The 22,932-nt window shown below is 71.4% G+C and carries 21 protein-coding genes and 1 pseudogene; 12 read left to right on the top strand and 10 right to left on the bottom strand.

What is annotated here, in order from left to right; translation table 11 throughout:
• Positions 1-38 precede the first annotated feature (38 nt).
• From K4L06_RS15975 to K4L06_RS15965, 3 genes are all read left to right on the top strand, one after another.
• Positions 39-569, top strand: a complete 531-nt coding sequence (locus K4L06_RS15975; protein ID WP_221672341.1) for a tail fiber protein — start codon at positions 39-41, stop codon at positions 567-569.
• 46 nt (positions 570-615) lie between these two features.
• Positions 616-1,143 carry a tail fiber protein gene (locus K4L06_RS15970; RefSeq protein ID WP_221672340.1) on the top strand — a complete coding sequence of 176 codons (528 nt, stop codon included), beginning with the start codon at positions 616-618 and terminating at the stop codon, positions 1,141-1,143.
• A 95-nt stretch (positions 1,144-1,238) separates the two neighbouring features.
• Complete coding sequence (locus tag K4L06_RS15965; protein WP_343225772.1) at positions 1,239-1,721, top strand: GNAT family N-acetyltransferase; 483 nt, start codon at positions 1,239-1,241, stop codon at positions 1,719-1,721.
• A gap of 23 nt (positions 1,722-1,744) precedes the next feature.
• Here the strand turns inward: K4L06_RS15965 and K4L06_RS15960 are convergent, their stop codons facing one another.
• The 4 genes and pseudogenes from K4L06_RS15960 to soxR form a co-directional block, all read right to left on the bottom strand.
• Positions 1,745-2,035 (bottom strand): hypothetical protein, encoded by a 291-nt coding sequence (locus tag K4L06_RS15960; protein WP_221672339.1) that lies wholly within the window; start codon positions 2,033-2,035, stop codon positions 1,745-1,747.
• A 594-nt stretch (positions 2,036-2,629) separates the two neighbouring features.
• Positions 2,630-3,097 (bottom strand): Ig-like domain-containing protein, encoded by a 468-nt coding sequence (locus tag K4L06_RS15955; protein ID WP_221672338.1) that lies wholly within the window; start codon positions 3,095-3,097, stop codon positions 2,630-2,632.
• A 682-nt stretch (positions 3,098-3,779) separates the two neighbouring features.
• Positions 3,780-4,289 carry a DUF1993 domain-containing protein gene (locus K4L06_RS15950; RefSeq protein ID WP_221672337.1) on the bottom strand — a complete coding sequence of 170 codons (510 nt, stop codon included), beginning with the start codon at positions 4,287-4,289 and terminating at the stop codon, positions 3,780-3,782.
• Between the two features lie 291 nt (positions 4,290-4,580).
• Positions 4,581-5,006 (bottom strand): annotated as a pseudogene (gene soxR, locus K4L06_RS15945) (redox-sensitive transcriptional activator SoxR); the annotation flags it as partial.
• 69 nt (positions 5,007-5,075) lie between these two features.
• On the opposite strand from soxR, the gene K4L06_RS15940 reads away from it, so the two are divergent.
• The gene (locus K4L06_RS15940; protein ID WP_221672336.1) at positions 5,076-6,062 is read left to right on the top strand and encodes an NADP-dependent oxidoreductase; all 987 of its coding nucleotides are present in this window, start codon (positions 5,076-5,078) and stop codon (positions 6,060-6,062) included.
• Positions 6,063-6,304: 242 nt separating this feature from the next.
• Positions 6,305-7,642, top strand: coding sequence for an MFS transporter (locus tag K4L06_RS15935; RefSeq protein WP_343225771.1), 1,338 nt, complete (start codon positions 6,305-6,307; stop codon positions 7,640-7,642).
• A 17-nt stretch (positions 7,643-7,659) separates the two neighbouring features.
• Here the strand turns inward: K4L06_RS15935 and K4L06_RS15930 are convergent, their stop codons facing one another.
• The 4 genes from K4L06_RS15930 to K4L06_RS15915 all read right to left on the bottom strand — a co-directional run bounded on the left by K4L06_RS15930 (position 7,660) and on the right by K4L06_RS15915 (position 12,360).
• On the bottom strand, positions 7,660-8,874 hold the full coding sequence (locus K4L06_RS15930; RefSeq protein WP_221672334.1) for a glycosyltransferase: 1,215 nt from the start codon (positions 8,872-8,874) through the stop codon (positions 7,660-7,662).
• A 67-nt stretch (positions 8,875-8,941) separates the two neighbouring features.
• Positions 8,942-11,776: a type 2 lanthipeptide synthetase LanM family protein gene (locus tag K4L06_RS15925; RefSeq protein ID WP_221672333.1), complete on the bottom strand. Its 2,835-nt coding sequence runs from the start codon at positions 11,774-11,776 to the stop codon at positions 8,942-8,944.
• A 179-nt stretch (positions 11,777-11,955) separates the two neighbouring features.
• Positions 11,956-12,132: a DUF6229 family protein gene (locus K4L06_RS15920; protein ID WP_221672332.1), complete on the bottom strand. Its 177-nt coding sequence runs from the start codon at positions 12,130-12,132 to the stop codon at positions 11,956-11,958.
• Positions 12,133-12,183: 51 nt separating this feature from the next.
• Positions 12,184-12,360 carry a DUF6229 family protein gene (locus tag K4L06_RS15915; protein ID WP_221672331.1) on the bottom strand — a complete coding sequence of 59 codons (177 nt, stop codon included), beginning with the start codon at positions 12,358-12,360 and terminating at the stop codon, positions 12,184-12,186.
• A 371-nt stretch (positions 12,361-12,731) separates the two neighbouring features.
• Here K4L06_RS15915 and K4L06_RS15910 point away from each other — a divergent pair, with 371 nt between their 5' ends.
• The 3 genes from K4L06_RS15910 to K4L06_RS15900 all read left to right on the top strand — a co-directional run bounded on the left by K4L06_RS15910 (position 12,732) and on the right by K4L06_RS15900 (position 16,838).
• Positions 12,732-14,222, top strand: coding sequence for a phospholipase D-like domain-containing protein (locus tag K4L06_RS15910; protein WP_221672330.1), 1,491 nt, complete (start codon positions 12,732-12,734; stop codon positions 14,220-14,222).
• A 245-nt stretch (positions 14,223-14,467) separates the two neighbouring features.
• Entirely contained in the window at positions 14,468-16,216 is a 1,749-nt protein-coding gene (locus K4L06_RS15905; RefSeq protein ID WP_221672329.1) for a PHB depolymerase family esterase, read from the top strand.
• Positions 16,217-16,283: 67 nt separating this feature from the next.
• Entirely contained in the window at positions 16,284-16,838 is a 555-nt protein-coding gene (locus tag K4L06_RS15900) for a M48 family metallopeptidase (protein WP_255595166.1), read from the top strand.
• Here K4L06_RS15900 and K4L06_RS15895 read toward each other — a convergent pair.
• Positions 16,820-17,176, bottom strand: coding sequence for a darcynin family protein (locus tag K4L06_RS15895; protein ID WP_221672327.1), 357 nt, complete (start codon positions 17,174-17,176; stop codon positions 16,820-16,822). The genes K4L06_RS15900 and K4L06_RS15895 overlap by 19 nt on opposite strands.
• A gap of 77 nt (positions 17,177-17,253) precedes the next feature.
• Here K4L06_RS15895 and K4L06_RS15890 point away from each other — a divergent pair, with 77 nt between their 5' ends.
• Complete coding sequence (locus K4L06_RS15890) at positions 17,254-17,907, top strand: TetR/AcrR family transcriptional regulator (protein ID WP_221672326.1); 654 nt, start codon at positions 17,254-17,256, stop codon at positions 17,905-17,907.
• 10 nt (positions 17,908-17,917) lie between these two features.
• Here the strand turns inward: K4L06_RS15890 and K4L06_RS15885 are convergent, their stop codons facing one another.
• Positions 17,918-19,207 carry an MFS transporter gene (locus K4L06_RS15885; protein WP_221672325.1) on the bottom strand — a complete coding sequence of 430 codons (1,290 nt, stop codon included), beginning with the start codon at positions 19,205-19,207 and terminating at the stop codon, positions 17,918-17,920.
• 135 nt (positions 19,208-19,342) lie between these two features.
• Here K4L06_RS15885 and K4L06_RS15880 point away from each other — a divergent pair, with 135 nt between their 5' ends.
• From K4L06_RS15880 to K4L06_RS15870, 3 genes are all read left to right on the top strand, one after another.
• On the top strand, positions 19,343-20,440 hold the full coding sequence (locus tag K4L06_RS15880) for an oxidoreductase (RefSeq protein WP_221672324.1): 1,098 nt from the start codon (positions 19,343-19,345) through the stop codon (positions 20,438-20,440).
• Between the two features lie 419 nt (positions 20,441-20,859).
• Complete coding sequence (locus K4L06_RS15875; protein ID WP_221672323.1) at positions 20,860-21,681, top strand: choice-of-anchor P family protein; 822 nt, start codon at positions 20,860-20,862, stop codon at positions 21,679-21,681.
• Positions 21,682-22,061: 380 nt separating this feature from the next.
• On the top strand, positions 22,062-22,922 hold the full coding sequence (locus K4L06_RS15870; RefSeq protein WP_221672322.1) for an AraC family transcriptional regulator: 861 nt from the start codon (positions 22,062-22,064) through the stop codon (positions 22,920-22,922).
• Positions 22,923-22,932 lie beyond the last annotated feature (10 nt).

Genomic DNA, 22,932 nt, shown 5'->3' with positions numbered 1-22,932 from the left:
CGGCTTTCTTTCAGCATTCGCGTTACGGAGTCCACACCATGAGCGAACCTTACGTCGGCGAGATCCGCATGTTCGGATTCGGCCGTGTTCCCACCGGCTGGTTTGCCTGCGACGGCAGCCTCTACCCGATTTCCGAGTACGAAGTCCTGTTCGTCCTGCTCGGCACCACCTACGGCGGCGACGGCCAGACCACTTTCGCCGTGCCCGATCTGCGCGGACGCGCGCCGGTGCACTTCGGCAACGGCCAGGGCCTGAGCCCCTACGTGATCGGCCAGAGGGGCGGCAACGAAAACGTCACCCTGATCTCGAACCAGATGCCGCAACACACCCATACGATGGTCGCGACCACCCTGCTGTCGACGGCGAATCAGCCCGGCTCGACGGTCGAGCTCGGCGCGCTCAGCGGCGACACCATGTACCTGACCGACATCGCCAGCCTGCCGCCGATTCCGCAGGCGGCCGCGGCGGTCACGCCGGCCGGGGGCAGCCAGCCGCACGACAACCTCATGCCCACCCTCACGGTGCAGTTCTGCATCGCCTGGGCCGGCATTTTCCCGTCGCAGAATTGATGCGCCGGCCCGCCACGCGGGCCGCGCCAGCACCAGGAGCAAGACCATGTCCGAACCTTTCATCGGCCAGATCCAACTGTTCGGCTTCAACTTCCCGCCGCGCGGCTGGGCGTTCTGCAACGGCGCCACCCTGGCGATCCAGCAGAACACCGCGCTGTTCTCGCTGCTCGGCACTCAGTACGGCGGCAACGGCCAGACCACGTTCCAACTGCCCAACTTCGCCAATCGCGCCGCCTGCGAGCAAGGCCAGGGGCCGGCCCTGACCGACCGCACCATCGGCGAGACCTTCGGCAGCAACAGCGTGACCTTGACCACGCAGCAAATGCCGCAACACACCCACACGATGCAGATCTACAACCAGAACGACGTGAGCAAGCGGCAGGCGTCGCCGGCCGTCGGCAACGCCCTGGGCAGCCCGGTGGCTTCGGCCTTCTTCAACGGCGCGGCCAATGCGCCGTTCCCGCCCACCGTGGTCCAGCCCGCCGGCGGCGGCCAGCCGCACGAGAACCGCCAGCCCTACCTGGCGATGAACTTCTGCATCGCCCTGCAGGGCGTGTTCCCCTCGTTCGGTTGATCGCGGTGCACGGGCCGTCGCCGACGCTGTCGTTTCCGCCGCCGCATCGCGGCGGCCCGTGCCTGCGTCTCGCCGCCAGCGTGTCGGAACAGGGCGTGAGCTTGCGCGCGGCCCGCGACGACGACATGGCCTGGCTGCGCCGGCATTACCACCAGCGGCGCGCCGCGGAGTTCGCGCCGCTGGGCTGGCCGGCGGCGGCGCTGGACGCGTTCCTGGACCAGCAATTCGCCCTGCAGCACCAGCATTACACCCGCTACTACGCCGACGCGCAGTTCCTGATCGTCGAACGCGATGCGGCGCCGATCGGGCGGCTATACCTGCTGCGCCGCGCGCCGGAGCACCTGCTGGTCGATATCGGCCTGGACGCGAACCAGCGCGGCCAGGGCCTGGGCGCGGCGCTGATCGCGGCCGCACAGGACGACGCCGCCGCATCGGGACGCGGCCTGCGCCTGCATGTCGAGCACGGCAACGACGCGGCGCGGCGCCTGTATCAACGGCTGGGCTTCGAACACGAGGAAAACCTGCCGACCCACGCCGCGATGCGCTGGCGCGCGCGCGAGCCGGTCGCCACGGACTGAGGCGCCGGCCTGAGGCGACGGCCTCAGTTGAAGATCGCCTGGTACAGGAAGCCTTCGCGCTCGCGCGCGACCGGCACCAGGAAGATGCCGATTTCGCCGATCGAATCGTGGCGCATCAGATAGGTCTGCTGCGGAAACAGGAACGAAGAGCCGTTGCGGAACAGCAGCGAGAACGGCATGCGCATCGCCTGTTGCGGCCGGGTGCTGAGCGCGCGCGCTTCGACCAGTACGAACGGGACTTCGCCGTCGTTGAGTTGCGCCGAGTAGGTCTCGTTCACGTGCGTAGCGAAATGTTCCAGCGTCAACAGTTCCATCGCAGGCCTCCCCAAGCCGAGGCCGCATCGTCACCGCAGGCGGCGCGCGATGCAAGCCCCGGATGCGGATTCGCGACCGACGGCAGGATCCTTCGCGGGCGCAGCGCACACGTCCCACCCGGCACATTGAGCCGGGAGCGTGCGCCACAAGCGATCGCCGGCCCCGACCGTCGTCGCCGCGGTCCCAGTCCGCAACGGCGACGGCCGGAGCCGCCGATGGCCGGGCGTCCCTGCCCGTCCCTGCTTTCATCACTGACGGAGATGAAAGTTTCCAACTCATGTCCTCGCCGCGCCCTGGGCGGGGGCGGCGCGACGCGGTGCCGCACCGGCCGCGGCGTCCGTCCGGCAAGGCCGACGGGCGCCGCGGACCGGCCGACCCCGGGGATGGCGCGAACCGGCGGCGCGCCCTCGGCGCTGCGGTCCCTGCCCTCGCCGCCACGACACGGCGAGCGGCGGACCCGCGGCGCGCATCGTGCGCACCCGGGCCGGTTCGCGCGGTCGGTCGCCGCGCCTTGCGCCTGCGACCGTTCCCCTACCCCTTTCCGAGGGGTACCGGTGGCCCCGGCGCGAGCGCGCCGGAGCGGATGCGCGGAGCTACAAGGCCGCCACGGCGCGCGGCATGGCGCTGCCGCCGATCGCGGTCACCGCGACCACCGCATCGACGCTAGCCTGCCCGCTGTGCACGCGGTAGACGTAGGTGTCGACGCCTTCGAAACCCGGATCGGGCGTATAGGTCGCGCGGCCGTCCTGCAGCCGCACCACGCCGTGACTGGGCGCTTCGACGATGCTGTATTGCAACTGCGAGCCATCGCCGATCGAACCGCGCAGGGCGACCGTAGCGGCGGCGCCGTCGACGCTGTTGGTGACCAGGTCGGCGGCGGCGAGCGGCCGGTAGCGATCCAGGTCGCTCACGCCGCGTTCGACCGCTGCGGCGGCGCCGGCGAAGGACGCGGCCGACATCGCCAACGACGACAGCATGGGGTTCGGGGCGCCACCGGCGATGCCGACCGCGAACAGGCTCAGGCACAACACGACGGGCCCCTTGATACTCTTGGACAACATGCCAACTCCTTCTGGTTGAGAACGGGATTGCCGGCTTGAACGGCAGGCCGATTTGAACGGCACGTTCCGGACAGCGCATCCCTGCGCCGATCGACTGCGCGACCGTTCCTCGATCGCTTTCCCTGCCGCTTCCGGACCCGTTGCGACGTCCTGTCGCCAACGGGAAAGCATGATCGCAGGAGGGCGTCGCAGAGGCCGAGACGGGGCACGACCGGAGTCGAAAAATTCGCGCTTCGATGCTTGCCGCACGAGCGGATGCGCCGACCGGATCGGCAGCGTGCGCGAGGGTGGGATCAGCGTTTGAGACGCAGCGGCGGCGATCGCCGGACCGGGCAGAACGGCGATCCGGCGACCGCCCTCACCCCGGCCCTCTCCCGCAGGCGGGAGAGGGAGCAAGGCGGCGGTTCCTGAGCGTCTTGATGCCCCCTCTCGCGCCAATGGGAGAGGCAGCGAAGCAGCGGCTATCGGTGTTTCGATAAGCCCCTCTCCCGCTTGCGGGAGAGGGGTTGGGTTGAGGGCGCAGGTTTGGGGCGAGGGCGCGCGATAGACGGGCTATTCGCCGAAGCGCTCACCGCGATTCGCGCACCGCCCGCGCAGCAACCTGCGCTCATCCGGTCGAATGCCGGGGTCGAACCAAGATCCGTGCGGCCGGCGTCGAGACGCCGGCCGGGTCAAAAACCGCTCAGTGCTCGCCCATGTAGTCGCGCTTGCCGATCGCCAGGCCGTTGTGGCGCAGGATCGCGTAAGCGGTGGTGACGTGGAAGAAGAACTGCGGCAGGCCGTAACGGACCAGGTAATCCTGGCCGCCGAAGCGGCGTTCCTTCGGCGTGCCGGGACGCAGCACCACGTCGCGGTCTTCGGCGCCTTCGAACAGCGCCGGTTCCAGGCCGTCGATGAAGGCCAGGGTCTTGGCGATGCGCGCCTGCAGTTCGGCGAAATCGCGCTCGTCGTCCGGGTAGGACGGCACTTCGACATCGGCCAGGCGCGCGCTCACGCCCTTGGCGAAATCGCAGGCGATCTGGACCTGGCGCAGCAGCGGGAACATGTCCGGAAACAGCCGCGCCTGCAGATAGGCGTCCGGATCGATGCCGCGTTCGCCGGCATGCTCCTGCGCGCGCTGCAGGATTGTCGACAGGCTGCCGAGCATCTGCCGGAGCACCGGCACCGAAGCGGAATACATCGAAATCGTCATGGCGAAGACCGTGGTGGGAAAGCGCGCATGGTACGCCGCCGCGGCGGTACGCGGTGACGGTCGGCCGCGATGTTCGCCCGGAACCGGCCGACGCCATCCCGAAGCCGATCGCCTGGCCGAACGGCGGCCGACGCTGCGCAATGCCGCCGGCCGACGCAACGGCGCCCGTCATTCCGATCCGATGCGGACGGGCTTGGAACAGTCCATCCTGGAGGTCGCGCTCTTGCCGGTCGTGCGCTTCTTGGCGGCGGCCGCCGTGGCGCGCCGCCGCGGCTGGGCCAGCGCCGCCGCCCAGCGCTGCGCGCCGGAGCCCTGGTCGCCCCAACTGTCGCCCGGATTGGCCAGCCTGCACCGGTCCAGCGACAGGCAGCCGCAGCCGATGCATTGGTCCAGAGTGTCGCGCATCAGGCTCAGGTGGGCGATGCGCTGCTCCAGTTCGTCTTTCCACGCCGCCGACAACCGCGCCCAGTCGGCGCGGGTCGGCACGCGCGCATCCGGCAGCGTGTCCAGGGCCTCACGTATCGTCGCCAGGGGCATGCCGACTCGCTGCGCGACCCGGATCAGCGCTATGCGGCGCAAGGTGTCGCGGCTGTAGCGCCGCTGGTTGCCGGCGGTGCGCAGGCTGTGGATCAGTCCCTTGGCCTCGTAGAAATGCAAGGCCGACACCGCCACGCCGGAGCGCTCGGCGACCTGCCCCACCGAGAGTTCCATCGCCATGCTCATGCGCTTGACCTCAACTTTGATTGAGGTTCTATGCTGCGCCGCAGTTCCGAACCGGGTCAAGCCATGAGCGCCGCCGAACGCCGCGATATCGCCTCCTCCGCCGCACCGCCGCAGGTCAAGGCGGTGGTCTACGAACGCCATGGCGGCGCCGAAGTGTTGCGCGCGATCGACCTGCCGATGCCGCAGGCCGGCGCCGGCGAGGTGCGGATCCGGGTCCGCGCGGCCGGCGTGCGCCCGCGCGACATCGCCCTGCGCGCCGGCCGCGCCGCAGCGCCCGGGGCGTTCCCGCGCCGGCTCGGCAACGAATTCGCCGGCGTGGTCGACCAGGTCGGCGACGGCGTCGAAGGCCTGAAGCCCGGCGATGAAGTGCTGGGCTGGGCGGTGGCGATGAGCTATGCCGAGGTGCTGACCGTGCCGGCCGAACAGGTGGTGCACAAGCCGCCGAGCATGTCCTGGGCGGTCGCCGGCGCGCTGGCCTCGACCGGCCAGACCGCGTTGGCCGCATTGCGCGCGCTGGAACTGCAGGCGGGCGAAACCCTGCTGGTCCGCGGCGCCGCCGGCGGCATCGGCAGCGTCGCCGTGCAGTTGGCCCGCGCCTGGGGCGTGCGGGTGATCGGCAGCGCCGCGCCGGCCGATCACGATTATCTGCGCTCGCTGGGCGCGACGGCGATCGACGAGGACGAGACTGCACCGGCGCGCTTGCGCGCCCTGGCGCCCGACGGCGTCGATGCGGTGTTCGACGCGCTAGGCGCCGCAGCCACGCCGGCCTGGTCGGATTCCGGCGCAGCGCCGCCGCGCGTGGTCGGCCTGCACGACGCGCCGCGCCGGCCTCGCCAGCGTGCGCGCACGCCGTGCGCCAGCGAGCGCAGCCGGGCCGGCCTGATCGAACTGGTCAGCGCCCATCTGCGCCACGGCCTGCTGGTGCGGGTGCGCGAGATGTTTCCGCTGGCCCGCGCCGCCGAAGCGCATCGCGCGGTCGAACGCGAGCCGGCGCGCGGCAAGGTGGTGCTGATGGTCTACCAGACCGCGCCGTCGGAGTCGTTCGCATGAGTCAGGACGAATCCATCGCCGGCGCCGCGCTCGGCGACGCCTCGAACGCGCCGGCCGGATACGAACCGCCGCCGCAGTCCGCGCGGCCATGGTCGGGAGGGGCCGCGGCAACGGTCCCCGGCGAAGCGGAACTGGCCCAGCGGGCCGGGTCGTCCGTCGCCGCGGCTCCTCCCGAGCACGGCCTCGATGCGCCGAGTCCGTCCGTATCGGGTCAGTCCGTATCGGGTCCCTCTGTATCAGGTGTGTTCCAGCCGGCCTATCGCGCGCTGACCGCGGGCGCGGTGGCCCTGGTCGCCTTGGTCGGTTTCGAAGCGCTGGCGGTGACCACCGCGATGCCGACCGTGGCCCGCGCGCTCGACGGCCTCTCGCTGTACGCGCTGGCCTTCGCCGGCACCCTCGCCGCGAGCGTGGTCGGCATGGTCGCCGCCGGCCCCTGGGCCGACGCGCGCGGCCCGGCCGCGCCGCTGCGCCAGGGCATCGTCTGGTTCGCGCTCGGCCTGCTGCTGGCCGGCGCGGCGCCGTCGATGGCGTGGTTGATCGCCGGGCGCGTGGTCCAGGGCTTCGGCGGCGGGTTGATCTCGGTGGCCCTGTACGTGGTGGTCGGCCGGGTGTACCCGCCGCGCCTGCATGCGCGCATCTTCGCCGCCTTCGCCGCGGCCTGGGTGGTGCCGGCGATCGTCGGCCCGGCGATCAGCGGCGCGATCGTCGAACATATCGGCTGGCGCTGGGTGTTCTTGTCGGTGCCGCTGGCCGCGGCGCTGGCGGCGTGGCTGGTCTTGCCGGCCCTGCGCGGCCTTGGCCCGAGCGCGAACGCCGTCGCGCGGCCGCAACGCACGCGCCTGCTGTGGGCGTTGCTGGCCACCGCCAGCCTGCTCGGCCTGCATTACGGCGGCCAGTTGCGCGATGCCGGCGCCTGGCTGTGGATCTCGATCGCGGTCGCGGCCCTGGTCGCGGCCGCCTCGCGGCTGTTGCCGGCCGGCGCCTTGCGCGCCGCACGCGGGCTGCCGACCGTGGTCGCGCTGCGCGGCCTCGCCGCCGGCGCCTTCTTCCTCAGCGAAGCCTATATCCCGCTGCTGCTGGCGCAGGAGCGCGGCTTGTCGCCGACCTGGGCCGGGCTGGTGCTGACCCTGGGCGCGATCGGCTGGTCGAGCGGTTCCTGGATCCGCGGCCGCGCCCCGGCCAGCGCCGCGGCGACGCGTTTCCTGCAGGCCGGCATGGCCCTGCTCGGCCTGGGCGTGCTCGCGATCGCCGCGCTGACCTGGACCGCGACGCCACTGGCGCTGGGCATCGCCGGCTGGATCGCGGCCGGCTTCGGCATGGGCCTGATGTATCCGACCTTGTCGGTGCTGATGCTGGAACTGTCGCCGCCGGAACGCCAGGGCGAGAGTTCCTCCGCCCTGCACCTGGGCGATGCGATCTTCACCGCCACTGCGTTGGCGATCGGCGGCTCGCTGTTCGCTGCGTTGCTGACCCGCTCGCATCTGCTGGCCTACTTGTGCGGCTTCGGGATCGCCGCGGCGCTGGCCTTGCTCGGCTTGTGCCTGGCGTCGCGGGTGCGGGTCGCCACCGCTCCCCGCTAGAACGGCCGACGCCGCTCCTACCCCTGTTGCGCGGCGGCCTGGGCGTTGCGCCGCACCGCCGGGCGCGCCTGAGCCAGGCGCTGGTACAAGGCCACCACCTGCTCCATCAGGCCTTCGGTGCTCCAGGCGCGCGCGTCCTGCGGCCCGGCCTGGGCCAGCCGCGCGCGCAGCTCCGGCGAGCGCAGCAACCGGGTCACATGGGCGGCGAAGTCGTCGACGTCCTCTTCGCTGATCAGGGCGCTGCGCGCATCGCGCAATACCGTGGCCGTGCCCATCACCGCGGTCGAGACGATCGGCACGCCCAGCGCCATGGCTTCGATCAGCACCAGGCCCTGGGTCTCGGTCGGCGAGGCGAACACGAAGGCGTCGCCGGCCTTGTAGGCGTCGAGCAGGGTCGTGCGCCGGTCCAGGTTGCCGAAGAAACGCACGTTGGCCTCCAGGCCGTACTCGTGCGCCAGGCGCTTGAGCCGCGGCGCGTCCGGCCCCTCGCCGGCGATGATGAACATCAGCCGCGGAAACTCCGCGACCAGCCGCCGCGCCACCTGCAACAGGAAAGCGATGTTCTTCTCCACCGCCAGCCGGCTCACCGTGACCAGGGTCGGGCGGTCCTGGGCGATGTCGTGGGCGATGCGGAAACGCGCGCCGTCGCCGCGCGCGAACTCGCTCAGGTCGATGCCGGTCGGCAACACCGTCGCCGGCGTGCTCACGCCGTAGCGCCGCAACACTTCGGCCATCTGCGCCGAGGGCACGATCAGGTGGTCGACGCCGTGGCAGAGCATGCGCGACAGCCGCCGCGCGACGAAGCGCAGCAGCGGCGCCGGCGCCCACGGCAGGTAGTGGCCGATGTATTCCTCGAAATAGGTGTGGTAGGTCTCCACCGTCGGCCGGGCGCTCAGCTCGGCCAGGCGCACGCCCAGGCGGTGGGCGCGGAACGGGGTATGGACGTGGATCACGTCCCAATGCCGCGCCGCCAGCGCGGGCAGGATCCGGCGCAGCTCCGGCGCGCGGATCAGCCGGTCCTCGGGATCGAAGAAGATCACCCGCGAGGCCAGCCGGACGATCTCGAACTCGTCGCTGTCGTGCTGCTCCTGGCCGCTGTCGGGGCCGTAGTCCGGCGCTACTACCGTCACCGAATGCCCCATCCTCGCCAATGACTGGGCGAAGGTGCGGATCGAGGTCGACACCCCGTTGACCCGCGGGAAGTAGACGTCCGACAGCATCAGGATGTTCATCCGGCCAGCCTAGCCCTCGCCCATGACCGAATCGTGGCGGCGGGCCGCGCGGCCCGCCGCCCGCGCGTCAGCGCCCTGCCCGCCGCTCGAACACCAGCGGCGTGACCAGGGGGCAGTCCGGGTGCATGCGGTTGAGCGCGTGCACCGCGCCGGCCACGCCGGTCATCAGGCCCGGGGTGAAGGCATCGCGGGCGCGGCTGCCGACCGCGCCGTGGTGCTCCTCGATCGCCGACACGATCTGCATCGTGTGTTCGGCCGGGTCGCCCCAGCCGCCCTCCGGGTCCAGTTGCGCGGCGCGCGCCAGCAACTCCCACAAGGCCAGGTCGCCGTGGCACAAGGTGTGGCTGACGCCCCAGCCGAAGCCGCGCGCGGCCTGCGCGGCGCGGCGCAGGTCGCGCAGATGGCGGGCATCGCCGGTGAGCTGGTACAGGTCGCAGGCGGCCAGGCCGATGCCGACGCTGCCGTGGCACCAGTTGTGCAGGAACTGCTCCTCGTCGGCGATGCGCGCGTCGCGCCAGCAGCCGGCGCCGTCGTCGTACAGGCCCTCTTCGAAGGCGAACGCGCGCTCGGCCAGGCTCAGCCAGCGCGCCCGGTCCTCGGCGCTGCCGGCGGCGCTGTGGCCGATCCGGCTCAGCGCCCAGCCGATGCCGCTGGCGCCGTGCGCGTAGCCGCCGATCGGCGCGTCGAAGATCGTCGACGGCCAGCACGCGCCGCGCTCGTCGACGATCGCCTGCGACTCCATGAACCGCGCCGCGCGCGCGGCCAGTTCGCGCCAGCGCGGATCGCCGCTGGCGTCGGCCAGCTGCAGCAACGGCACGATCGCGCCGCTGGCGCCTTCGAGCAGGTCCAGGTAGCGGTCGGCGTCGAAGCCGGCCGCCTCCAGCGCCTGGGCGCGCTCGATCGCCCACTCCAGCATCTGCGGCCGTCGCAACAGGTCGTGCAAGCTCACCCAGGTCCAGATCTGCCCGCCGTAGCCGATCATGCCGCCGACCGTGCTTGGCGCGTCGGCCTGCTCGATCGTGCGCAATGCGTGCAACGTGCCCTCCAGCGCCGGCTCCAGGCCGTCGACCGGGTCGGCGCGACCGGCGCGGCATTCGTGCAGATAACCGGCCAGGCTCAGCGCCACGCCGCCCAGGCCGGTGTACAGATCGGCCTGCAGCGGCCGGGTCACCCAGCCGGTATCGCCGAGCACCGGGCTGATCCAGGTCACGCTGCCGTCGTCGCCGTACACCGCCAGACGCAGCAGTTGCGCCACCGCCTGCGCCGCCGCCGCGCGGCGGCGCGCGTCCAGCCGCTGCGCATGCGGGTGGCGGGCGACGATGTCGGCGCGTGCGCGTTCGTTCTTGCCCAGGCGCTGGTTCAGATCGACCGTGACCAGGGCGCTGCGGATGGTCAGCTCTTCCAGCTCGACCCGCATCCGCCGCCAACGCTGCAAGGTTTCCTCGATCCGCGCCGGGTCCAGCGGGGCGACGAAGATCGGCACGTCGCCGACCCGCATGTCTTCGATCTCGCCGTCGATTTCGTGCGCCGACGACGGCGCGATCGGCAGCGCGACGGCGTTGCGGCGCAGGATGTCGCGGGCGCGCTCGATCGCCTTGGGCTCGTCGTGCAACGAGGCCGGGTGCCAGAGCATGCGCATGATTTCGACATAGGCCTGGGTCGGCCGGCGGATGTCGCGCGCCGGGCAGCCGAGGAACCCGCGCAGCAGCGGTTCCAGCGCGCCCTCGGCGTCGAGCGCGCGCAGGCGCGCGGTGGCCGCAACGAAGCCCTCGCTGATCCGGTCCCAGAACCGGCTCACTTCGGGGTTGGGGCTGGGATGGTTCTGCGACTGGCCGAAGTCGGCGCTGACGATCTGCAGCCGCGCGCGCGCGGTGCCTTCGTCGGCGATGCTCGGCATGCGGATCTGCGGCTGCTCGCCCGGCAGCGCGCCGGCGGCGGAAATATCGACGCCGCCGAAGCCCAGCACCGGGGCGCGGAACGGCACGATGCCGGTGCGCAGCACCGAGGTGCGGATCAGCTCGGAGGCCAGATCGAAGGCGCGGCCGCGCGGCGACGGCGGGGCGTCGACTTCGATCGCGAACAGGCTTTCGACGTCGATCGCGACCGGCACTGGGCCGGCGGCGATCAGGTTTTCTTGGTGCAGGTCGGTGCCGCCGAGCAACTGCATCGCCGCCAGCCAGTGGCCGAGGTTGCGATAGAACGTGCCCAGTTCGGCGTCGCCGTCGCAATAGCGGTGGTCGACGAAGCCGGTCCAGCCGTAGTCGCCGCAATCCAGCGCGTACGGCACCCGGATCCGGTCGGGGTCGTCGCCGAATACCTGGGCGAGGAACGCGTCCAGGGCCAGATCGATGCGCAGCGAACGCGGCTTGTACATGATCCGCCCGCCTTCGAAGCCCAGCCGCACCACGGTCTGGCCGCCGGCGTGGCGGTCGCCCTCGCCCGGCTGCACCGCCAGCAGGCGGCCGGGCGCGTGGCCGAGCAGTTCGCCCAGGCGCTCGCGATCTCGGGCGATGCGCGCGGCCAGCGCTTCCAGCGCCAGGCGCTGCAGTTCCAGGCTGCGCTGCAAGCGCTCGTGCAGCGCGGGATAGCGCTGGCGCAGATGCGGGTCGAACGGCGGCTGCAGCGCCAGGGCGATGAACTGCTGGAACTGCTCGACCTCGTCCTGCGCCGGCAACTGTCCGCCGAGGCGCGCGGCATGCAGCTCCAGCAACAGGGTGCGGCTGAGCTTGAGCCGCGCGTTGTCGTTGAGGGTCTGCGCGCCGACCCGCTGCAGCAGCGCGATCTCGTCGCGGTCCAGTTGCGGCGCCAGCGCGGCCAGGGTCGCGTCCAGTCGGGCGCGATGCGCGGCGGTGAAGGTTTCGATGATCGGGAGGAACGACTCGCCGCTGCTGGGTTCGCTCATCGTGTCGGTGCATCCTGCGGAATCGACGGAACCGCAGGCTCGGCGCGCGCCGGTCGCATTCGCGGGAGCGGCATCGGCGCGGCCTGCGGCGGAACGGGGTTGGGCGGCGTCGCCGGCCCGGTGGATCGAACCCGCTCCCGGCGCGAGCCGGGAGCGGGCAAGCGCTGGCTAGCGTCTGCTTAGCAGCAGTAACCGCCGCCGGAAGCGCTGCAGCTGCTGCAACGGGTCAGCAGCGGCAAAGCGGTGTCGGTCAGCGCGGCTTCGGTCGCGGCGATGCCTTCGACGTACAGCGGGCCGGCCGGGTTTTCCGATTCCGAACCGTTCAACCAACCCGAAACGATGTCTTCGATCTGCATGAACTTCTCCTTGTCGGTAACAGACTTCTTAGCGCGGATTTGCTAGCGCGGTCAGCAGCACTGGCTGCCGCTGGAAGCGCTGCAGCTGCTGCAGCGGGTCAGCAGCGGCAGGCTGGTGTCGGTCAGCGCGGCCTCGGTCGAGGCAACGCCTTCGATGTACAGCGGACCCGCCGGGTTCATGTCTTCCGAACCGTTGAGCCAGCCCGAAACGATGTCTTCGATCTGCATAAACCTCTCCTTGTTCAATACATGATTGGAATCGGTGGCGGCCCGCGCCGGGATCCCGGGAGACGGGCCGATTCCGATCGTTGACGACGTACGTGCACGGAGTCGTTGCGGACGGCGGAGCGAGCCTCATCGGCTTCGGACACCGTCCCCTGGCAACTCCGCGCCGACACGCTGCGCGCTCGCCCGCCTCCGTGTCAACTGTCGGTTCTGTTTATTGCGCCGCACAAGAAAACGTCGCGGTCGCCGCCGAAGTCGGCGAAAATCCGTTCGCACCGCTGTAGCGCCCGTTCATCGCATTCCGTCCCGTTTGCGTCGCGCGCATTCCGCGATAACTATCACGCTTGCCTTCGACCGTCCCGATGCCTGACCGCTTGCAATCTCCCGCCGACGCCGCCACGAACGCCGCCCCGATACGCAAGCGCTGCGGGTTGCGGCGCGCACTGTGCGCCGCGGTACTGATCTGGGCCGCTTCGGCCAGCTTCCACGCATTCAAGCCGCTGCCGCCGGGCATCGGCGCGGAGCATCCGCTGCGCGCCGCGCGCGACGTCGCCCTGCTCACCGATACCACCTGGGTCGACGCGAACGGCGAGCGCCGCAGCGAACAGCAGATCTTCGACGAAAGCCTGCGTCTGATCGGCCAGGCGCAACGCGCGGTGGTCGCCGACCAGTTCCTGTTCAACGATTTCGCCGCCGCGGCCGGCGGCGAGGCCCATCGCCGGCTCAGCGACGAACTGGCCGCGGCGCTGATCGCGCGCAAGCGCGCCGTGCCGCAGCTGCGCGCGGTGCTGATCACCGACCCGATCAACACCGTCTACGGCGGCCAGCGTTCGCCGCGCCTGGAGGCCTTGCGCGCGGCCGGCATCGAGGTGGTGACCACCGATCTGGGCCGCCTGCGCGCGCCCAATCCGGCCTGGTCCGGGCTGTGGCAGCTGTGCTGCCGCTGGGCCGGCAACGACCCCGACGGCGGCTGGCTGGCGAGCCCGTTCGGCCCCGGCCAGACGACCCTGCGCAGTTGGCTGGCGCTGTTCAACCTCAACGCCAACCACCGCAAGACCCTGGTCGTCGACCAGGGCGACGGCTGGACCGCGCTGGTCGCCTCGGCCAACCCGCACGACGCCAGCAGCCGCCACGGCAACGTCGCCCTGCGCTTCCACGGCGCCGCCGCGCTGGACGTGCTGGCCAGCGAGCGCGCGGTGGCGCTGATGTCGGGCGCGCGCTGGCCGCAGGAGCTGCCGCAGGCCGCGCCCGCGCCGACCATCGTCGACGCCCGGCTGGCGCCGCGGGTGCAATTGCTGACCGAGGCGCGCATCCGCGACGCGCTGATCGCCGCAGTCCAGGGCGCGCGCCGCGACGAGTCCATCGACGTGGCGGTGTTCTACCTCTCCCACCGCGGCCTGATCCAGGCCCTGATCGCCGCGCAGCAGCGCGGCGTGCGCCTGCGCGTGCTGCTGGATCCGAACGAGGACGCGTTCGGACGCAAGAAGAACGGCGTGCCCAACCGCCAGGTCGCCGCCGAGCTGCACGCGGCGGGGGTGCCGCTGCGCTGGTGCGACACTCACGGCGAACAGTGTCACGCCAAACTGCTGTTCAAGCGCGGCGGCGACGGCCAAGTCGAACTGATCGCCGGCTCGGCCAACTACACCCGGCGCAATCTCGACGACTACAACCTGGAAAGCAGCGCGCGCGTGCTGGCCGAAGCCGACGCGCCGGTGGCGCAACGCGCCCTGGCCTACTTCGAGCAGAGCTGGCGCAACGGCGACGGCCGTCGGATCAGCACCGACTACGCCGCTTACGCCGACGACTCGGCGCTGCGCCGGCTGTGGTACCGCTTCGGCGAGGCCACCGGGCTGTCGAGCTACTAGCGCGACGCTCCGCCGCCGCGGCGCATGCTGCGGCGCAATGTGCCCCATCGGACGATGGCGCCGGCGCCCCGGCGGTGGCCCACTGCGGCCATGCCGGCGCCCGTGCCGGCGCAGGAGCCGGCCGCATGTTCCGATCGTTGCGTTCATCGCCTTCGCCGCATCACCCACTCGCCGCACGCCCGTTCGCAGCACGCCCGTTCGCCGCACGCCCGCGCCGCAGCCGCGCTCTGGCCGCGGTACTGGCCGTGCTCGGACTGAGCGCGGCGTCCTCGGCGTCGGCGTCGACCGAGGTCACCGGCTTCGGCAGCAATCCGGGCAATCTGCGCATGTACAAATACGTGCCCGCCGGCTTGCCGGCCGGCGCGCCGCTGGTCGTGGCCTTGCACGGCTGCGCGCAGAGCGCGGCGTCCTACGACGCCGAAACCGGGTGGGAAATGCTGGCGCAGCGCTGGCGCTTCGCCCTGCTGTTGCCGCAACAGCAAAGCGCCAACAACGCCAACGCCTGCTTCAACTGGTTCGAGCCCGGCGACACCGCGCGCGACCAGGGCGAAGCCCTGTCGATCCGGCAGATGATCGAGCGCATGCGCGCCGATCACGGCAGCGCCGCCGACCGGGTCTACGTCACCGGCCTGTCGGCCGGCGGGGCGATGACCGCGGCCCTGCTCGCGGTCTATCCGGACCTGTTCGCCGGCGGCGCGGTCGTCGCCGGCCTGCCCTATCGTTGCGCGACGGGTTCGGCGGCGGCGTTCTCGTGCATGTCACCGGGCAGCGACCTGAGCCCGGCGCAATGGGGCGACAAAGTGCGTGCGGCGACCGCGCACGCCGGTCCCTGGCCGATCGTATCGATCTGGCACGGCGACGCCGATTACGTGGTGCGGCCGATGAACCAGGCCGAGCTGATGCAGCAATGGACCGACGTGCACGGCATCGACCAGAGCGCCGACGTGCAGGACACGGTCGCCGGCCATGCGCACCGCGTCTACCGCGACGCCGCCGGCCGCGCGCGGGTCGAGACCTACGCCATCGCCGGCATGGGCCATGGCACGCCGGTCGATCCGGGCAGCGGCGAGACCCAGTGCGGCACCGCCGGCGCCTACGTCCTGGACGCCGATATCTGCTCCAGCTACTACATCGCCCGCTACTGGGGCCTGGACGATCTCGACCCGAATCCGCCGCAGGTCGCGCTGACCGCCCCGGCCGACGGCGCCCAGGTCAGCGGCGCGGTGACGGTGAGCGCGGACGCCAGCGACGATGTCGGCGTCGAACGCGTCGACTTCCTGATCGACGGCGCCGTGCTCGCCAGCGACGCCCAGGCCCCGTACAGCGTGCAATGGAACAGCGCCGCCGCCAGCAACGGCGCGCACGTGTTGCAGGCCCGCGCCGAAGACGTCGCCGGCAACCTGGCCAGCTCGGCCGCGGTCTCGGTCACGGTCAGCGGCGGCAGCGACGGCCCGGCGCTGGTCATGGAATTCGACAACGAAGACGCCAACGACGGCTACGTCAAGGCCAACGCCGACGGCACCGCGCCGGCGATCGGCGCGCTGGAAGCCAGCTACGGCCTGGCGCTCGGCCGCGGCAGCGACGGCAAGCACAACCGCAGCCTGCTGTCGTTCGATACCTCGGCCCTGCCCGACGGCGCGACCGTGCTGTCGGCCACGCTCAGCGTCGGTTTCCGCAGCGCCTACGGCGACCCCTGGGGCCAGCCGGCCGGCAACCGTCTGCTGATCGACGCGCGCAAGGGCTGCTACGGCGGCTGCGCGATCGAAGCCGGCGACTACGCCGCGGCCGCCGATGCCCTGGCGGTGGCCGAAATGGCGCGTTTCGGCGGCGGCCGCCAGACCAGCACCGTCTTCGGCGGCGCCGGACTGAACGCGATCGACCGCAGCGGCCGCACCCAACTGCGGCTGCGCTTCGAGCAGCCGCCGGGGGCGACGAACTACCTGTGGATCGAGCGCGGCGCAGGCGCCCGACTGCGGGTCGAATACCGGCCCTGAACGGCCGCGCACCGCGCCCCCGATCCATGACCGCGGTCGTATCGCCGTCTCGCGAGCGGGGACGCCGATGCCGTATCGTGTGCGCATGGACGAACTCCGATACCTGCGCGGCTACGGCGAGCGCGTGCTGAGCCAGGTCCGCGCGCTGATCGACGCCGGACGCCTGGGCGAGGTGCTGCGCAACCGCTACAGCGCCGGCCACCAGGTCCGCGACGACAAGGCGCTGTTCGAATACGTGGTCGCGATCAAGGACCGCTACATGCGCAAGAGCGACCCGCTCAACAAGGTCGTCTACGACAACAAGCTGCACGTGGTCCAGCATGCGCTGGGCACCCACACCGCGGTGTCGCGCGTGCACGGCGGGCGGCTCAAGGCCGCGCGCGAGATCCGCATCGCCACCCTGTTCCGCGACGCGCCGGGCGAATTCCTGGAAATGATCGCGGTGCACGAGCTGGCCCACCTCAAGCACCGCGACCACGACAAGGCCTTCTACCAGCTTTGTACTCACATGAGTCCGGACTATCACCAGCGCGAGTTCGATCTGCGGCTGTATCTGACCCAGTTGGAGTTGGCTGCGCAGAAACCGGCCGCAGGCGCGGCCGATCAGGCCGCCAAGGGCTGACGGCCGTAGTTGCTGGCGTAGGCGTTCTCGACCCCGGGCAGGATCTCGACGATGGCGAAGTAGCGGTCCCAGAACGGGGTCTCGCGCAGCGCCTCGACCACCAGTTCGTAAGCGTGATGGCTGCGCGCGTCCCACTGCCACAGGTCGGTGACCCGGGCGTTGTAGAACTCGATGTCGTAGAAGCGCAGCCGCACCTGGTCGCGGTGTTTATTCACGATCGGCTCGACGTGCTCGGCGAGCAGGCGGAAACGGGTGTCGATGTCGAAGGCCAGCCATTCGGGCTGGGTCTTGACCAGCATGAAAACGGTCAGGGGATAGCTGTCTCGGGTCTCGCTCATGGTCGCCTCGTTGGCGTTTTCGGGAAGGTGCGGACACAATATGAGTGATTGCTCATATTCACTACTCGCATGCCGCCATGCCCGCGCCGCGTCGCCGAAGCAGCCTGAAACCACGCAAAATCCCGCGCCAGGAGCGCGCCGCCGAGACCGTCGCGGCGATCCTGGAAGCGGCGGCTCGCATTCTCGAGCGCCACGGCCTGCGCGGATACAACACCAACGCCGTCGCCGAGCGCGCCGGGGTCAGCATCGGCTCGCTGTACCAGTACTTTCCCAACAAGGACGCGCTGACCGCGGCCTTGATCGAGCGCGAGACCCAGACCCTGCTGGCCGATCTGGCCGCGGTTCCGGCCCAGGCCGGCTACCGCGACGGCATCGCCGCCCTGGTGCGGGCGGCGGTGGCCCATCAGCTGCAGCGCCCGGCGCTGGCGCGGCTGCTGGATTTCGAGGAACGGCGCCTGCCGCTGCGCGAACGCGACCTGCAGGTCGACCGCGCCGCGCAGCAGTGCGTGCTGGCCCTGCTCGCGCGGCCGGACGCGCCGGCGCGGCCCGGCGGCGGCACCGCCGCGGCGCAGTTGCTGGCGCTGGATGCGATCGCGATCGTGCGCGGCCTCGTCGACGCCGCCGGCGAGCGCGGCGAGACCGACGCGGTGGCGCTGCAGGCGCGGGTGTTGCGCGCGCTGTTCGGCTATCTGGGCGCGCCGCGCCGGCGCGCGCCCGCCGAGCGGGGCTGAGGCGCGGCGCTCAGGGCGCGGCGTCGCTCTCGTCCTCGCGCACCATCAGCAGCGCGATCAGGGTCAGCGCCCCGGCCGCGGCGAGGTAATAGCCGACGAACTCCAGGCCGTAGCGCTGGGCCAGCCAGGTCGCCGCGTACGGCGCCAGCGAGGCGCCGAAAATGCCGGCCAGGTTGAACGCCAGCGAGGCGCCGGTGTAGCGCACCGCGGTCGGGAACATCTCGGCCAGGATCGTGCCCAGCGGGCCGTAGGTCAGGCCCATGATGCCCAGGCCCAGGCCGAGGAAGACCAAGGTGCCCAGGCCGCTGCCGGCAGAGAACAGCTGGGCGAAATACAGGCCGAACATCACGATCGCGCCGGTCGACAGGATCATCGCCAGGCGTCGGCCGCGGCGGTCGGCGAACACCGCCGACAGCGGGATGGTCAGGGCGAAGCAGACCACCCCGCCCAGCTGCAGCTGCAGGAACTGCTCGCGCGTATAGCCCAACTGCGAAGTGCCCCAGCTCAGCGCGAACACGGTCATCAGATAGAACAGGACGAAGGTCGCCAGCGCGGCGAAGGTGCCGGCGATCAACGCGCCGGGATGGCGGGTCAGCACCTGCAGCATCGGCAGGCGCACCCGTTCGTGCTGGTCGATGGCGCGCTGGAAGGCCGGGGTCTCGCTGATCCGCAGGCGCACCCACAGCCCGACCAGGACCAGCACCGCGCTGGCCAGGAACGGAATCCGCCAGCCCCAGACGAAAAAGGCGGCGTCGCCCATGGTTCCGGTCAACAGCAGGAAAATTCCGGTCGACAAGAAGAAACCGATCGGCGCGCCGAGCTGCGGAAACATGCCGTACCAGGCGCGTTTGCCCGGCGGCGCGTTCTCGGTCGCCAACAACACCGCCCCGCCCCATTCGCCGCCCAGGCCCAGGCCCTGGCCGAAACGGCACAACGCCAGCAGCGCCGGCGCCAGGATGCCGATGCTGTGATAGGTCGGCAGCAGGCCGATCGCCACCGTCGACAGGCCCATGGTCAGCAGCGCCGCGACCAGGGTCGCCTTGCGGCCGATCCGGTCGCCGAAATGGCCGAACACCGCCGAGCCGATCGGCCGGGCCAGGAACGCCAGGGCGAAGGTCGCCAGCGACTGCAGGGTGGCCGTGCTCGGATCGGCGGCGGGAAAGAACAACTGCGGGAAGACCAGCACCGCCGCGGTGGCGTAGATGTAGAAATCGAAGAACTCGATGGTGGTGCCGATCAGGCTCGCGAACAGCACGCGGGAGGCGGACGGGGCGGCGGGTGCGATCGCGACGGCGCTCATACGGGTTCCGGTCGGGGGACAGGGAATTGATACCCGATCCAGGCCCCATCCGGCAAAGCCCGGCGCTGGCCGCGCGCGCCGCGATCCGGCATGGTGGGGCGGTCGTCCCGCATTCGCCCCCGCCGACCCACCGCCATGAGCACTCCCGCCCCCATCCGCGTGGCCTTGATCGGCTACGGCTTCGCCGGCCAGACCTTCCACGCGCCGCTGATCGGCGCCACGCCAGGCCTGCATCTGCAACTGATCGGTTCGCGCGATGCGGCCAAGGTCGCCGCCGGCCTGGCCGCAAGCGGACTGGCCGAGGCGACGACGGTCGCCGACCCGTTCGCCGCGGCGACCGACGCCCGCGCCGACCTGGTGGTCATCGCCACGCCGAACGACAGCCATGCGCCGCTGGCGCGCGCCGCGCTGGACGCCGGCAAGCACGTGGTGGTCGACAAGCCCTTCGCCCTGGACCTGGCTCAGGCGCGCGAACTGAGCGCGCTGGCCGAACAGCGCGGCCGGCTGCTGTCGGTGTTCCAGAACCGGCGCTGGGACAGCGACTTCCTCGCCGTGCGCGGCCTGATCGAAAGCGGCCGGCTCGGCGAGGTGGTGCATTTCGAATCGCATATCGACCGCTACCGGCCACAGGTGCGCGAACGCTGGCGCGAGCAGGCCGGCGCCGGCAGCGGCCTGTGGTGGGACTTGGGGCCGCACCTGGTCGACCAGGCCTTGCAGTTGTTCGGCCTGCCGCAGCGCGTGTCGGCCAGCCTGGCGATCCAGCGCGACGGCGCCCAGGTCGCCGATTGGGCGCACGTGATGCTCGACTACGGCCGGCGCCGGGCGATCCTGCACGCCAGCATGCTGGTCGCCGGCGGCAGCGCGCGCTTCACCGTGCATGGCGAGCGCGGCAGCGCGGTCAAGGCGCTGGCCGACCGGCAGGAAGCGCAGCTGCTGGCCGGGATCCGGCCGGGCGCACCCGACTGGGGCCGCGACGAGGACCCGACGATCGTTTACGACGACGCCGGCCGCCACGCGCTGCCGACTCCGGCCGGCGACCAGCGCCGCTACTACGCCGGCATCCGCGACGCCGTGCTCGGACATGGCGCGAACCCGGTCACTCCGGCGCAGGCGCTGGCGGTGATGGCGGTGCTGGAAACCGCCGAAACCGCCGCCGCGCACGGACACAGCCTGTCGCTTCCGCTCAGCGAAGCCGAGCACGCGGCCTTCGCCGCCGACGCGATTTCGCGTTAGGGAAAATCTTGCCGCGACCGCAGTTCGGGTTTGCCGTCGCCGACAAGCTCGCGCAACCGCCGAAACATCCGCGGCGAACGCGCGCAACCGCGGCGATCGTGCGCGGTTGCGCCGATCCGATCAGGGTCGACTGCATCGCAGATCGCACAAGCCGTCGGCGCGGTTGCGGCTAGTGCGCGAGACATCAAGGTTTCGCGAACGCGCGCATTCATACGCTGTGGCCCTCCACATCACGCCAGGGAAGCGGCGTGTTCGCTCCTGCCGGTTACCGGCCCCGCCCGGTCCGGCCTTGTCTGCACTTGGCGCACCCCCTGTTGCGTTTCGCATCCGCGGGACCGATCGCCGCAGCCGACGCCGGCCGCGGCGTGGCCGTTTCGCCACGCCCCCATCGCGCACGACTCCACGACCAGGACATCGACATGACCACGCGCCAAATCCCGACCTCCCTGCGCCTGCGTTTCGCCGCGCTCGCCTGCGCGCTCGGCGCCGCCGGCATCGCCCCCGCCGCCTTCGCCCAGAGCAGCGAAGTGGCTTCCGCCAACGTGCGCGCCTGCGCCGCCAGCGGCAGCGTCAGCCTCACCGTGCTCGGCCTGACCACCACCTTGCCGCTGCCCTGCGCCGGCGAGGCGCTGCGCACGGCCCCCGGCCGCGACGACACCTCGGCCGCCAGCATCGACCTCAGCCTGCTCGGCATCGTCGGCCTGCTGAAAGTCGGCGCCACCCAGCAGGAAGCCATCTACACCCATCTGCCCGGCGCGACCGCGCTCGACGGCGCCTCGCAGGCGGCCGGACTGAGTCTGGTGCAGGACCTGGTCACCATCGAAGGCGTGCGCGGCGAGCTGTCCTGCGACTCGCTGTCGGGCAACAGCGTCGTGCAATGCGACGCCGGCACCCGGGTGGCGCGCGTGCGCATCGCCGGCGGCGACCTGATCGACCTGCCTGCGCCGATCCCGCGCAACTTCAGCCTGCCGGTCGGTGGCACCCTGCGCCTGACCGTGCTCGGGATTCCGATCGAAGTGCCGGTCGGCGGCGCGCTGACGCTGAACCGGTCGACCGTGTTCGGCGTCGGCACCCGCAACGTGTTCATCGCCCATCAACCGGTGCAGCTCGGTCTCGAAGGCCGGGTCGATGTCGCCGGCCTGGGCCTGGTCGGAGTGCGCGTGGAAGCCGTCACCAGCCCGTCCTCGGTCGGCATCAGCGCCACCCGCGCGGTCAGCGGCGTGCAGATCGACGATTTGTAACCCGCACTGCGCCTGCCTTCGTCGAGCGACGCGGGCCTTGGCGCGAACGGCGGCGAACGCTCGGTGCCGGCCGCGTCATCGATACGGGTAAACGTCGCGGCTTACGCCGCTCCTGCATGCGCCCCTTCCGCTGCGGGGGCGACGCAAGCCGCGACTCTCGCAGGCAGCCGGCACCGGCTGCCGCTGGGCGCGTCCGGCGCCGCCTTTCCCCTTTCCAGACAACGGGACGCCGGCACCGCCCCGTCCTACAGCGCCGTCGCAACGCCGGCGCCCCAAGTCGACGACGATCGCCTACCCTGGGCGGCCGCGCGCGCAAAGCGCAACCTGGATCAATCCGGCCCGCGCAGACTGCCCGGGCACGACGCCACCGGAGTTCCGCTTTGAGCCGCCGCAACACCTTCGAGCAGTACAGCGCCCGGATCGAGAAGGTCGTGGCCTTCCTCACCGATCGCCTCGACCAGCCGCTGACCCTGGCCCAACTCGCCGAAGCCGGCCATTTCTCGCCGTTCCATTTCCATCGCGTCTATCGCGGCCTGATGGGCGAGACCATCGCCAGCACCCAGCGGCGTTTGCGCCTGCACCGCGCCGCGGCGGAGCTGATCGGCGAGCGCCAGGCGATCGCCCGGATCGCCGCCCGCGCCGGCTACGGCAGCGTGGCGGCGTTCACCCGCGCCTTCGGCGCGGTGTACGGCGATGCGCCGGCGGCGTTCCGCAAGCGTCGTGCCGCCCTGCCCGCGCTGCCCGGCGCGACCTTCGACCCGACCTTGGAGACGCTGATGTACACCGCCCAGATCAATACCCTCGCCCCGATCCGCGTGATCGCCCTGCCGCACCGCGGCGATTACCAGACCATCGGCCAAAGCTTCCACGCCCTGTATGCCTGGGCCGGCCCGCGCGGGCTGATGCGCGCGGACACGCGCGGCATCGGCATCTACTACGACAGCCCCGCCGACACCCCGGTCGAGCAACTGCGCTCGGAGGCCTGCATCAGCGCCGCCACCGACGCCGTGCCCGGCGAAGGCATGCGCCGGGTCGAGATCGCCGGCGGCCGCCACGCGGTGGTCGTGCACACCGGACCCTACGCCGAACTGCAGCGCGCCTACGACTGGCTGTTCTGCCAATGGCTGCCGGCCAGCGGCGAGGAAGCCGGCGACGCGCCGGTGTACGAGGAATACCTCAACGATCCCTCGCAGTTGCCGCCGTCGGAGTGGAAGACCGCGATCTGCCTGCCGTTGAAGTGAGCCGCGCCGC

Origin of the sequence: Lysobacter sp. BMK333-48F3 (assembly GCF_019733395.1) — a bacterium.
GTDB lineage: Bacteria > Pseudomonadota > Gammaproteobacteria > Xanthomonadales > Xanthomonadaceae > Lysobacter.
The sequence above is the reverse complement of the archived record's forward strand: the minus strand, read 5'-3'. Positions and strand labels throughout refer to the sequence as shown.

Bases quoted from the DNA above. Each gene is read 5' to 3' on its own strand.
- K4L06_RS15975 (WP_221672341.1), top strand. From the start codon at position 39: ATGAGCGAACCTTACGTCGGCGAGATCCGCATGTTCGGATTCGGCCGT.
- K4L06_RS15970 (WP_221672340.1), top strand. From the start codon at position 616: ATGTCCGAACCTTTCATCGGCCAGATCCAACTGTTCGGCTTCAACTTC.
- K4L06_RS15960 (WP_221672339.1), bottom strand. From the start codon at position 2,035: ATGGAACTGTTGACGCTGGAACATTTCGCTACGCACGTGAACGAGACC.
- K4L06_RS15955 (WP_221672338.1), bottom strand. From the start codon at position 3,097: ATGTTGTCCAAGAGTATCAAGGGGCCCGTCGTGTTGTGCCTGAGCCTG.
- K4L06_RS15950 (WP_221672337.1), bottom strand. From the start codon at position 4,289: ATGACGATTTCGATGTATTCCGCTTCGGTGCCGGTGCTCCGGCAGATG.
- K4L06_RS15940 (WP_221672336.1), top strand. From the start codon at position 5,076: ATGAGCGCCGCCGAACGCCGCGATATCGCCTCCTCCGCCGCACCGCCG.
- K4L06_RS15930 (WP_221672334.1), bottom strand. From the start codon at position 8,874: ATGAACATCCTGATGCTGTCGGACGTCTACTTCCCGCGGGTCAACGGG.
- K4L06_RS15925 (WP_221672333.1), bottom strand. From the start codon at position 11,776: ATGAGCGAACCCAGCAGCGGCGAGTCGTTCCTCCCGATCATCGAAACC.
- K4L06_RS15920 (WP_221672332.1), bottom strand. From the start codon at position 12,132: ATGCAGATCGAAGACATCGTTTCGGGTTGGTTGAACGGTTCGGAATCG.
- K4L06_RS15915 (WP_221672331.1), bottom strand. From the start codon at position 12,360: ATGCAGATCGAAGACATCGTTTCGGGCTGGCTCAACGGTTCGGAAGAC.
- K4L06_RS15900 (WP_255595166.1), top strand. From the start codon at position 16,284: ATGCCGTATCGTGTGCGCATGGACGAACTCCGATACCTGCGCGGCTAC.
- K4L06_RS15895 (WP_221672327.1), bottom strand. From the start codon at position 17,176: ATGAGCGAGACCCGAGACAGCTATCCCCTGACCGTTTTCATGCTGGTC.
- K4L06_RS15890 (WP_221672326.1), top strand. From the start codon at position 17,254: ATGCCCGCGCCGCGTCGCCGAAGCAGCCTGAAACCACGCAAAATCCCG.
- K4L06_RS15885 (WP_221672325.1), bottom strand. From the start codon at position 19,207: ATGAGCGCCGTCGCGATCGCACCCGCCGCCCCGTCCGCCTCCCGCGTG.
- K4L06_RS15880 (WP_221672324.1), top strand. From the start codon at position 19,343: ATGAGCACTCCCGCCCCCATCCGCGTGGCCTTGATCGGCTACGGCTTC.
- K4L06_RS15875 (WP_221672323.1), top strand. From the start codon at position 20,860: ATGACCACGCGCCAAATCCCGACCTCCCTGCGCCTGCGTTTCGCCGCG.